This window comes from Bifidobacterium sp. ESL0820 (genome assembly GCF_052606235.1).
Genome location: NZ_CP199594.1, coordinates 1,587,602 through 1,599,971, shown reverse-complemented (window position 1 = coordinate 1,599,971; position 12,370 = coordinate 1,587,602). Strand labels below are relative to the sequence as shown.

At 60.8% G+C, this 12,370-nt stretch carries 7 protein-coding genes; 6 read left to right on the top strand and 1 reads right to left on the bottom strand.

The features are described 5' to 3' along the window. Window positions 1-35 precede the first annotated feature (35 nt). The 5 genes from ACUIAH_RS06275 to ACUIAH_RS06255 all read left to right on the top strand — a co-directional run bounded on the left by ACUIAH_RS06275 (window position 36) and on the right by ACUIAH_RS06255 (window position 9,830). Window positions 36-677, top strand: coding sequence for an NUDIX hydrolase (locus ACUIAH_RS06275; protein ID WP_396184227.1), 642 nt, complete (start codon window positions 36-38; stop codon window positions 675-677). Then, window positions 674-2,887 carry a DUF6049 family protein gene (locus tag ACUIAH_RS06270; protein WP_445340704.1) on the top strand — a complete coding sequence of 738 codons (2,214 nt, stop codon included), beginning with the start codon at window positions 674-676 and terminating at the stop codon, window positions 2,885-2,887. The genes ACUIAH_RS06275 and ACUIAH_RS06270 overlap by 4 nt, the downstream gene beginning before the upstream one ends. After that, window positions 2,884-7,089 carry a lipid II flippase MurJ gene (locus ACUIAH_RS06265; protein ID WP_445340703.1) on the top strand — a complete coding sequence of 1,402 codons (4,206 nt, stop codon included), beginning with the start codon at window positions 2,884-2,886 and terminating at the stop codon, window positions 7,087-7,089. Before ACUIAH_RS06270 ends, ACUIAH_RS06265 begins: the two co-directional genes overlap by 4 nt. 239 nt (window positions 7,090-7,328) lie before the next feature. Next, entirely contained in the window at window positions 7,329-8,612 is a 1,284-nt protein-coding gene (locus tag ACUIAH_RS06260; RefSeq protein ID WP_045925052.1) for an aminotransferase-like domain-containing protein, read from the top strand. Between the two features lie 3 nt (window positions 8,613-8,615). Then, window positions 8,616-9,830, top strand: coding sequence for a D-alanine--D-alanine ligase family protein (locus tag ACUIAH_RS06255; protein ID WP_445340702.1), 1,215 nt, complete (start codon window positions 8,616-8,618; stop codon window positions 9,828-9,830). A 1,134-nt stretch (window positions 9,831-10,964) separates the two neighbouring features. Here the strand turns inward: ACUIAH_RS06255 and ACUIAH_RS06250 are convergent. After that, window positions 10,965-11,315, bottom strand: a complete 351-nt coding sequence (locus tag ACUIAH_RS06250; protein ID WP_445340701.1) for a hypothetical protein — start codon at window positions 11,313-11,315, stop codon at window positions 10,965-10,967. Between the two features lie 109 nt (window positions 11,316-11,424). Here ACUIAH_RS06250 and trxB point away from each other — a divergent pair, with 109 nt between their 5' ends. Then, window positions 11,425-12,369 (top strand): thioredoxin-disulfide reductase, encoded by a 945-nt coding sequence (gene trxB, locus ACUIAH_RS06245; protein WP_445340700.1) that lies wholly within the window; start codon window positions 11,425-11,427, stop codon window positions 12,367-12,369. Window position 12,370: the final 1 nt, after the last annotated feature.

Sequence of the window (12,370 nt, the reverse complement as noted above, 5' to 3'; positions counted from 1 at the left end):
GTTGGAGTATGATTACGCCCGCGGACATGGCGCGCATGCTTGCACATAGCGCCGACTCTGCGGGCACCCATGCCCGCGGACAGCAGGGGCGGGACCACCTGGTGGAGACTGTAAGCGAACGTCTGGATCCGCGGGTCCGCGAGCGCATACAGACCGAGGATGACGCTCCCACGCCTGCCCTCATGCCCCGGCATAAGCATGCCTCAGGGCCTTCCACCTTTGCCTCCCTGGATGCCCAGGAACTGCCCGTAGTGCGGGAGTATTCGGCGGGTGGACTGATCTTCGACCGACATGACCGGGTGGCCATCATCGCCCGTCACTCCCGCTCGGGCCACCTGGAATGGTGTCTGCCCAAGGGGCATATCGAGAAGGGGGAAACACCCGAGCAGACGGCCGTGCGCGAGGTCCACGAGGAGACGGGGATACTGGGCAGGGTGACCGATTCCATCGCCACCATCGACTACTGGTTCACCGGAACCAACCAACGGGTCCACAAGCTGGTCCATCATTTCGTCCTGCGTATGATCGGCGGATCCCTGAGCGTGGAGGGCGACCCTGATCATGAGGCCGAAGATGCCATCTGGGTGGACTTTTCCGACCTGACCTCCGTGCTCAGTTACCCTAATGAGCGTAAAATAGCCTGGCTCTACGCGAGGAAGTATAAAAAACAGCCATGATCCAGACCCCCCTGCGCCCGAGCGGGCGCACCAGCCAGCGCACCCATGCCTTCAACCGATGGGCTCGGTGGGCTCGAATCCTACCGGCGATCGTCCTCCTGCTAGCCCTGGTGATGACTCCCTGGCTGCCAACACCGGCCCTGGCTGCCCCCAATCATCAGAACTCGGCCGAGGTGGCCCTGCGCTGGTCGACGCCTGTGGTGACTGACAAATCCGGCTACGCCCTGCGCGCTACGGTGACCAACACCGCGAACCAGCCCATGGAGAATGCCCATCTGGGCGTGTCCACCAGCGCCCTGTACTCCTTCAGCTCCCGGGCCGACATGCAGGCTTGGTCCGAAGGCCACGCCCGCATCCCCACCCCGGACGTGCTGGGTACACAGACCGTACCGACAATCCCGGCCGGGCAGAGCACTGAGGTTTCAGTCAATGTGCCGGCTGATCAAGACGCGATCAAGAAGATGACCAGCTGGGGCCCCAAACCCGTCCGGCTTTCCCTGAGCGACAGCCAGAACCGGGTCCTGGGCGACGTGTTCACCTTTCTGACCCGGACATGGGATGGCCTGCCCACTGCAGGCACACCCGCCCTGTCTCTGACCATGGTCATGCCGCTGATCTCCTCGGACTGGAACATTGACGACAAGGCCATGACAGCGCTGATGACCCAGCCCGGCGCCGAATCCGATCCAGGCTCGGGCAAGGATAAAGACCAGAGCGTGACACTGACCCGTCAAGGGAGCCGCCGCCAGGAAGAGCAGAGTCTGCTGCTGGCCAAGCACGGGTCCCTGCAGACCTTGGGCGATCCGGTCTACCTGTCCGCCTTCGCCAACCGCCCCCGGATCCAAGGGCTGATTCAGCCAGCCGACTTCGACATCACCGGATACGCCTCCCAGAACCAGGATCGCTATGCCAGGGCCGGGGTCACCCCCGAGTCCTGGAGCGCCCAGACAGCAGCCAAGCTCTATCCTGATGCCACTTCTGGCACATACGCCTGGCAGGGCAAGCAGGAGTGGACCATGGAATCCATCGCCGCAGCCCGTCGCGCCGGCTACCAGACGGTCATTGCCCCGCAGGGCTTCGAGGTAGGAGCCGGCACCTCCGCCCACACCGGCAAGTACACCATCGACACCCAGGCCGGACAGGTGACCGTCCTGTCGGCCCAGCGCGAACTCAGCAACCTGGCAAGGGGCAACCCCAGCTCCACGCGGGCCACCGGGGAGCAGACCCAGGCGGGGCAGACGGCACGCTTCATGGCCCAGAGCGCCTTCTATCAGATGGAACAGCCCTACGCCGAGCGCTCCCTCCTGGTCTGCTTCGATGCCGATCAGGACACTCAGCAGGCGGACAGGATCATGACCGAGCTGGAGCACGCTCCCTGGATCCGCCTGGAACCCATGGACAATCTGATGCGAGCACCCGACTTCACCGGCGGCTCATCGGGCCTGCTCAAGGCCCTGGAAGCCGATGACGCTCAGGGCGGCGCCAAGCATGGCGACAGCTCGACAGCCACCTTGGACTCTCTGATCGCCAGCAGGGCGGACATCGACCGGTTCGCCTCCTCCATTCTGGCCGACAGTCAGCAGGCCTCCCAGCCCACCGCCAGCGCTACGACCGGCAAGACCGACAGCCAGGCCTTGGCCCGACAGGATGCTGACGCCACCGCCCGCCAGCCCAAGGATCCACACCAGTGGCTGAACCGGCTGACCGCCGCCCATGACGATCTAGCCCTGAAGTCCCTGGGCGGAACCGCAGCCGCCGCCGGCCTGGCCGATCAGGCCGGCGCCATATCCCACCGGCTCCTGGACGGCATCAGCATCACGCCCAGCGAGTCTCTGAACGTGGTCAGCGAGACGGCCTCCATGCCCGTCACCGTCAGCAACAGCCACCCCTACCCGGTCCACGCCCGCATCAGCGCTCGCACCGACTCCATGGAGATCGTCACCTCGCGCTTGGCGGATGTGGTCATTCCCGCCCGCTCCGAGGCCCAAGTGACTTTCAAGGTCAGAGTGGCGACGGCCGGCAGGGCCAACGTGGATATCGGCCTGCTGGACAGCCAGGGCCGCCCCTTCGGTCAGATGCGCCGGGCCCAGATCACCAGCAATCTTCGTTTGAGCGACATGAGCGGCCTGCTCATCATTGTCTTCGCCGTGCTGCTTGGGCTCCTGGGGCTCTGGCGGCAGTTCCACCGCACGAAGGACCCGGACGAATGAGCTCCGTAGGGCGCAATTCCGCCATCATGGCCACGGGCACCGCGGCATCCCGGGTGACCGGGCAGATCCGCACCATCCTGCTGGCAGCCGCCATCGGCACCACCGGGATCGCAGCCGATGCCTACCAAACCGGCGCCATGATCCCCCAGGTCATGTTCACCCTGATCTCGGGCGGCATCTTCAACGCCGTCCTGGTTCCGCAGATCGTGCGCACACTCAAGGAGCGGGACGCAGCTGACCGGCTGAACAAGCTGATCACGGTCGCCATGGTTCTCCTGGCCCTGCTGACCCTGCTGCTGATGCTGGGCACTCCGGTGCTGACCACCATCTATCTGAATTCCAAGTGGAACCCCGCACAGCGGGCCTTGGCCAACTCCTTCACCCTCTGGTGCATGCCCCAGGTCTTCTTCTACGGGCTCTACACGGTACTGGGCCAGATCCTGGCCGCCAAGGGCCGGTTCACCGCATACGCCTGGAGCTCGGTGGGCGCCAATCTGATCAGCTGCCTGGGCTTCCTGGTCTTCATCCTCCTGTTCGGCAACGCCCGCAGCCAGCCGGTCGGCTTCTGGGACAACGGCAAGGTGGCCCTGACCGCCGGAGCCTGGACCCTGGGGGTGGCCTTCCAGGCGCTGGTCCTCTTCATCCCCCTGATCATGAGCGGCTTCCGCTACCGACCGCGCTGGGGTCTGCGGGGCATCGGCCTGCGATCCATGGGCTCGGTGGCCGCCTGGAGCATGGGTGTGGTGGTCATCGACCAGCTGGCCAATGTGATCAACGCCCGCATCAACAACGGCGCCCCCCTGGAGGGCAACCCCTTGGACATCGCCGGCAACGGCTCCTACCAGAACGCCTACACCCTCTTCATCCTGCCATACTCCCTGGTGGCCGTCTCCGTCAGCACGGCCATCTTCCCCAAGCTGTCCAAGGCGGTTTCGGACGGCCGCATCGGGGATGCCCGCGAGGATCTGAGCCAGGCCCTGCGCAATGTCGGGCTGATGATGTTCTTTTTCACTGCGGTCATGCTGGCCATTCCGGTGCCCATCACCCGTGCCCTGCTGCCCTCCGTGGGCGTCCACGAGGCAGTCCTGATCTCGGGACCCCTGATAGGCCTGTCCCTGGGGCTGGTGCCCATGAGCGCCTTCCTGCTCATTCAGCGCACCTTCTACGCCTTCGAGGACGGACGGCATCCTTTCATCTTCGCAGCCGTCTCCAACACCATCCAGGTGGTGCTGGTCCTGGCATCCATCCGTCTGGCCCCTCCCCGCTATTGGGCGGCCCTGGTCGGACTCAGCCTGTCCTTGAGCAACATCCTCAGCTTCCCCATGTTGGCAGGCATGCTGCGCAGACCCTTCCAGGGATATTTGGACGGTCGGCGCATTCTTAGCACTTACGCCAAGGCTTTTCTGGCGGCGGGCCTGGCGCTGGCAGCCTCCCTGACGGTCAAGGCTCCGCTGACCCGCCTGGTCGGCGCCTGGGTCCAGGACCGGCAGGGCCACATGAGCTGGGTGCAGGCGCTCTTTATCTGCGTGGTCATCACCCTGCTGACAGCGGCCATCTACGCCGTGACCCTGGTCGCGCTGCGCACCGAGGAATTCACCCGGCTCATGGTCGACCTGGCCCGCCGTCTGGGCAGGACGGCGCGGCACCCGGTCCGCAGCCTGGACGCCTTGGAGGGACGGCCCTCCCGGCTGGCCGACCGCTCGGTCAGGGTGGTGCACTCCTCCTCCCCTGATTCCACCCAGCCTGGCATGGACGCGGCTCTGGAGAACTTCGAAGAGACCGGCGAGCCCGGCACTGATGGAGAATCCGCGACAGCCGGGCCCCCACCGGCTCCTCCGGCCCCGCAACCCGTTAGGATTGTGCCTAGGAACAGCACGGTCCACCACGGCGTCGCCAACCACAGGCGACGCCCCACTTCTGATGAGAGCTCGGCAAGCATGAACGCGCATATCGGAGACACCATCCTCGGCAGATACACCTTGGTCACCCTGCTCCGCCGTGCCAAGGGCTTGAGCGTCTGGCGGGCCAAGGACAAGGTTCTGGACAGGGACTGCCAGCTCTTCATCGCCGGCGATTCGACCTGCACGGACCTGATCAACGTCAACGCCTCCGGCCTGGCGCTGAACAAGGACCGCCGATTCACTCCGGTCTACCAGCTGCACACCCGGGACGGGGTCTCTCTGATCGTCACCGCCCCCGATGCGGGCATGTCCCTGAGGGACTATATGCACGGGCCCGCCGGCGAGACGCTGAGCGACCGGGCCATGGGCACCATCATGGGCGAGGTCACCGAGGCCATGCGCACCCTGCATGCCGCCGGCATGGTCGACTATGCAGTCTCAACCAGTACCATCAGGCTGGCGCCGGCCTCTATCACCCTGGCAGATGCCCCCATCTCGCCCATGATCGCGCACCCGTCAGTCCCGAACGAGATGGGTTTGACGGACGAGGAGCATGCCATACGCGAACTGGCTGGCGTGCTCTACGCCATGCTGACCCGCCGGCCCGACCAAGACGGACGGCAGCCCAGCCTGCAGGAGCTTCCCAAGCACACGCCCGAAGAGTTCAGGATCATCTGCATGCGCGGACTGGGATTGACTGATGACCAGGGGGCCAAGCCGGTGCCCCTGGTCACTCTGGCCGAGCTGTCGGCGCTGCTCAGCCCCTGGATCCCTCCCGAGGAGCTGACCGACAGCGATCTGATCTGGCCTGAGATGGACGGCCGCGCCTCCATCGAGACCGTGGCTCTGAGACCGGTGGATCCCAAGGATGTACTGCCCTTGCCCGATGGGCTGACCTCCTCCGCCCTGCCTGCCGCACAGACTGTGACCCATCATGAGCCGCACTGGAAGACCAACCAACTGCTCTTCCCCGGCCGGGGCGAAATCGAGATGCTCAATCCCGAAGACACGGACACCGACCTCTTCTCGCTCTTCGACGAACGTCAGCGGCAGCGCTCGCTGAACAGCCGCTCCCGCAGGACCGCAGCCATGGATGTGAGCGCACTCAGGACGACGACTGCCAGGCCCGCTGCCTTACATGACGAGGAGTCCAAGGCAGTGACCGGGCGGATGCCGACCGTGGGAGACGATCAGCATCGGCCGCCCGAGGCCATCAGCGGCAGCGGCGTGACCGCCGACAACCCCGTGGAGCGCGGCTTCTCCCAGTGGGACTTCGACAAGTCCGGCGGCCGTCAGGCCAGGGCGGCATCCAGCCGGTCCGCCTCACAGAGCGCCCCACAGAGCAATGGAGACTCACATGCCCGGCGCGAGGATGACGCCGAGGCACACGACAGGACCCATGCCCGCGTGGCCAGCGGCTCGACCGACCAGGCATACGAAGAGCGGCAGAATGTCGACCCGAATCAGCATGCCGAACGAGCGCCCCGATCTCCCAAGAAGCCCGATGTTGATGAAGAAGAGCAGCAGACCACGGTCATGGAGCCCCTGCCCCCCAGCTTCACGCCTGAGATCCACTCCATGCCGGCGCCGGTGACCTATTCGGAGCTTCCGGACGATGGCCAGGACGAGGATCTGGATGACGAGACAGACATGGCCGACACCCGTCTATTCGGCCGTTTTACGACTCGCTCTGTAGTCATTGCGGTAGCGGCCGCAATCATCGTAGTGGCCTTGGTCTGGGCGGTCTCGACCATCTCCGGCTCCCGGCCCAACGTCGGCAAGGAGGAGGGCGGCTGGCCGGTCATGTCCAACGTCCCCTTCCCCGGTGGGACTGATGGGGACGAGGAGGCGACAACTTCCAGCAATGGCAAGGCCAAGGCTAACGGCAAGGCCAAGGCCGGAGCCGACAAGGTCAGCCATGCCGACAAGGAGGCCAAGAAGGTCCCTGATCCGCCCAAGCCCAAGAACACCACGGCCTATCAGTCGGATCGGCAGCTCTTCCTGAACAAGCCCGCCGGCCTGCAGGGATTCGGATGGTACATGCACCTGACCAAGCCGGAGGAAGTCTCCCGCCTGACCATCGTCATGCCCCAGAGCGGCGGCCATGCTCAGATCTACGCGAACTCCACAGCGGCCCAGCCCAACCAGGGGCAGCCGCTGGCCGACTTCAGCTTCGATCCCTCGGGCACCACCCAGGTCACCCTGCGTGAACCGGTCACGACCCAGGACCTGGTCGTCTGGGTGCCCATGGACGGCATGCCGGGCAACTCCCTACGCTTCACGTCTGTCCAGGCCTTCTAAGCAGGTCCGCCACACGTCCTTGGCGAAAAACTTGGCTGTTCATCCTTACCGCTGCCGTGCTGTTGCCGATCTTCAAAGCAGCTAGGATTGATAGTTCCTGGAAAATGGGCAGGAATCCCAGGCGGGGTTCCGACCATGGGTGTACCGAAATGGTAATGTGTTGGATTTTTCCTCCAACAAAGCCCTAGCAGGTAATACAGTTTCCTTAGACAACGGCGGCAGGAAGGCGGAAGTCAGTTATGGCGGATGATCCCAATATCGCATCCAAGGTCATCAAGAACGATCCCTGGTACAGCTCCTATGCGGCACGGGCCGAGCAGATGCGCGCCTCCGAAATTCGTGCCCTCTTCGCTGTGGCCAACCGGCCCGAGGTAGTCTCCTTGGCCGGCGGCATGCCCTACCTGGGCCGGATGCCTTTCGATAAGCTGGCCGACCAGCTTGGCGACATGCTGCGGAGCAAGGGCCAGGTGGCCTGGCAGTATGGGTCAGCACAGGGCGATCCCCACCTGCGCGAGGATGTGCTGCCCATTATGGAGCTGGAAGGCATCAAGGATGTCCAGCCGGATGACGTGGTTATCGTCAACGGCTCCCAGTCGGGACTGGACCTGATCACCAGGATTATGTGCGACCCCGGCGATGTGGTGCTGGCTGAAGCACCTAATTATGTGGGTGCCCTGGGCGTCTTCCAGTCCTTCCAGGTCGATGTGGTCAACGTGGCCATGGACGGAGACGGACTGATTCCCGAGGCTCTGGAGGAGACCATTCTGGAACAGCGCCGCCAAGGCAAAGCGGTCAAGTTCCTCTACACTGTACCCAACTTCCACAATCCTGCCGGCGCCACCATGAGCGTCGAGCGGCGGCCGCGGATCATCGAGATCGCCAGAAAGTACCACGTGCTCATTGTGGAGGACAATCCCTACGGACTGCTGGCCTTCGACGGCCAGACCTATCCGGCCCTGCGCTCCTACGATTCCGAGGGCATTGTCTACCTGAGCAGTTTCTCAAAGATCATCGCCCCGGGCATGCGCGTGGCCTGGATGGTTGCGCCTCCTGGCATCCGACAGAAGCTGGTTCTGGCCAACGAGTCAGCCATTCTCTGCCCCTCCAACATGAGCCAGATGACCATCACCACCTACCTGGACAACTTCGACTGGAAATCGCAGATCAATGATTACCGGGGGATGTACAAGGAACGCTGCGATGCCATGGACGAGGCTTTGAAAAAATATTTGCCCTACTGCTCATGGCTCAAGCCCAAGGGCGGCTTCTACATCTGGCTGAAGATACCCCAGGGGCTCAACGCCAAGGACATGCTGCCCAGAGCGATCACCGCCAAGGTGGCTTACGTGTCAGGCACAGCCTTCTACGATAACGGGGAGGGAGCGGATCACATGCGCCTGTCCTTCTGCTACCCCACCCCCGATCGGATCCGGGAAGGAATACGCAGACTGTCCACAGTCATCGAGAACGAACTCGCCACCGTCCGGCTGTTCGAGCCTGACAGCGGCAAGGAAAGGGGCTGAATCATGGCGCCCAAGCACAGCAAGACACCTCGGCAGCAGACCGGGGGCAAAACCGCGGCAACCAGCAAGGCCAAGGCAACCGCGAGCGCGACGACGACCACGGTCGCAAGCCCGACCAGCACTGCGGCCACCACTTCAGCCACAGCTGCTGGCGAAGTGGCCAAAAAAACCAAGCGGACCTCACATCGCTCCATCCGTGAGGCTACGCCAGTCACCATGGACGATGTCACCTCCCTGGCCAGCAAGGCCACCAAGCGTGCTGATAAGTCAATCCTGGTGATCTGCGGCGGCCTCAGCCATGAGCGTGATGTCTCCATCAGCTCGGGACATCGGGTCCAGGGATTCCTGGAGGAGGCCGGATGGACAGTCCGCGTCCACGACATGGATGGCTCGCTTTTGCCGTACTTGACCGACGAGTCGACCCGCCCCGATCTGGTCTGGCCTCTGCTGCACGGCGCCAACGGCGAAGACGGCTCCATCCGCGATGTCTTGGAGATGGCGGAACTGCCCTACATCGGATCCCGGGCCAAGGCCTCACGGACCGCTTGGAGCAAGCCCATCGCCAAGAACGTTGTCCGTATGGCCGGATTGCACACTCCGCATTCCGTGACGCTGCCCGAATCCATGTTCCGCGAGCTGGGTGTCGAACCCGTTATCGATATGCTTCTAGGCTCGCTGGGGCTCCCGCTCTTCATCAAGCCCACCATGGGCGGCTCAGCTATGGGGTGCACCATGGTGACTGAACAGAGCCAACTCACTCAGGCGCTGATCAACTGCTTTGCCTATGGTGATGTAGCGCTGATCGAGCAGGCTGTCACGGGTACCGAGGTCTCTGTGTCCATCCTCGAGTTTGACGGACACCCCCTGGTGCTGCCTCCGCTTGAAATCTGGACTCCCTCAGGCACCTACGATTTCGAAGCTCGTTCCACACCCGGCCCGACAGAGTTCTATGTTCCAGCCCGACTGGATGCCAAGACCACGCAGGCTGTTAGCGATGCCGCACTGACTGCTCACCGTGCTCTGGGGCTCCGCGATATTTCACGAACCGATTTCATTGTTGATGCCCAAGGTCAGCCGCAATTCCTGGAGTCCAATGTGGCGCCCGGCATGACGGACACTTCGCTGCTGCCACAGTCAGCGCAGGCCGCTGGTTACAATCTGCCAGAGCTATACACGGCATTGGTTCAATCAGTTTTGAATCAAAAGCGAACCGATTGAGATAGCAAAGCCTCTCTGGTCCCGCCTATCGTTCCACTGGCACGAGCAGGGTCCGCCTGTTGCATAGTTTACAATTCGTACAATATGCGCCAGGCGGATCTGCAATATACACGGATTGCAATACAGGCCGAGCGGATAGCACCCAGGGCAGGCACCATATTTTCATTAGCATTGTTTTCCGGCCATCGAATGACGGCTGTTCACCATTCACCATTTGTTGTCGGTTATTTCCTTCTTTCTATGTGATGTGCTCGCCTTTCCACACCTGCTGTATTCTCAACTTTTTCTCTACTGTTCAGCCAAGGCCGACATTGCCCGAAAGGCATGTTCAATCAGGTTCCGGCTTTTACATTGCCGACAAGACTTACTCGCAGAAGCGACGCGGACTGATAAATTGTCGATGCTGCAATAACTGGGTCATCCTCCAAGACTCCACGCTCAGTAAACCGCAGTATTGATACACACCCTTGAATACAAACACAGTCGATATCGAATGTTTCACGTGAAACATTCCGAGGTGATCAACTTACGTCATCAACTCCAGCGAGAGCCTCACGCGATATAGCGGTCTATGACCGACAACGGATTCTCCCGTTAAAAGTGCTAGTCGAATAAAGATATGATCGAGCGAGAATAAAGACAGCCTTCATAGGGTTGCAATCACAACAAGTTTCGCATCATGTTGCTCAAGTTATCTCACCAAGATGTCTCATCAAAAACCCGCAAGGCGGCATATAGGCGATGCTGCTTTTAAAGCATCGAGAATCAGGCCATTTCGACTATGCCGTCACGAACTGAGAGCGAAAGCTGTGTTTTCACCTGCGAATTATCATTCGGTCCTAGGCATTGTTATCCCAGTTCATTTGCCCTAGTTTGTTCATCGCCCTCGCTGAGAGCACGATCTTCCTATCAGAATTCATTTATCGAGTCATATTGTGCTGACGCGGCTTGCTCCCCCGTGCCCGCTTCAAGACCTATAGATACAAGCCCATAACTACTCTGCAAATCAGTGGATCAATATATCCAAGTGCATCAATCTGTCCTTGTTCAGGGACTGCATTTCACAAGATCAAACAAACAATCGAAACCGCACCCCACTATGATTGAACAATCTGCGGCCTTGCTCAATATGCCTTACTTATCTCCGCTGCTTTCCTCGCCCTTGTCCGATGCGCGCGAAGAACTTTCACCCGGTTCTTCTTGAGTCGAGGATGTATATCGGTCGGCAGACCTGACTGTCATATCATCATCAGCCCCCAGGCTTTTGTCTGTTACCGGAGAATCTGCGTCCAACTTGTCTTCATTGTCATCAGAGCTTGGAGGATTCCAAAAACGCCAGCTATGCCAGCTGTCATCCTCATCCTTATCATCTGTCTGATGGCTGGGATGCTTCCGCAGTAACCGATCAACTCGGAGCATAAACCAGATCAGCACCAGAATCGTCCCAAGATTGGTTACGATAGCCACTATCACGGTTTTCTCCATGGTTTAAGAATAGCCTCCTCTGTCAGGAACGGACTTACAGTGGGATAAGTAAGGACCCTTTTCGCCCACCGCGTGTGACCCGGTCATCATGCATGGATACAGTAGCGTTATGAAGCAAACTGTTCACGATGCCATTATCATAGGGTCCGGACCAGCGGGTTACACCGCCGCCATTTATCTTGGCAGAGCCGGTTATGCTCCCCTCGTTATTGCTGGAGCCCTAACGCCCGGCGGTCAGCTTATGAACACGACAGAAGTAGAGAATTTCCCAGGATTTCCAAAAGCTGTACTGGGACCGGATCTGATGGATCAGATGCGCGAGCAGGCCGAACATTTTGGTGCTCAGATCGAATACGATGATGTCGTCTCAGTTGACTTGAGTGGAGACATCAAACGGATCACCACCGATGGCGGTGAAGAATACCAAACTCGAGCAGTCGTTATCACCACTGGTTCGCAATATCGAAAGTTGGAGATTCCCGGAGAGCGCGAATTTTCTGGGCGAGGGGTTTCCTACTGCGCCACATGTGACGGATTCTTCTTCAAGAACAAGCCGATCGTGGTTGTTGGCGGCGGCGACTCTGCCATGAGTGACGCAGACTTTCTGACCCGTTTCGGCTCCTCTGTCACGTTGATTCACCGTCGCCAAGGCTTCCGCGCTTCAAAAATCATGGTGGACCGAGCCAAGGCCAATGACAAGATCAGCTTCCTTCTCGATTCAGTCGTCACGCGGATCAACGGCGACGGTAGCGGCGTAACCTCTTTGGATGTACGCAATACAGCAACAGGTCAGCAGTCCAATATTCCGGCGAATGGAGTTTTTGTTGCCATTGGATTCACCCCTCAGACTGCTTTCTTTAATGGCCAAGTCGACCTGGATCAGGACGGCTATATCCTAGTCAAGGGTGGGTCAACGAAAACCTCCGTACCCGGAGTCTTTGCCGCTGGTGACGTAACCGACAAGATCTATCGTCAGGCCATTTCTGCTGCCGGTATGGGTTGCCGTGCAGCCTTGGATGCTCAAGAGTATCTTACGAGCCTGGATAACCGATAAG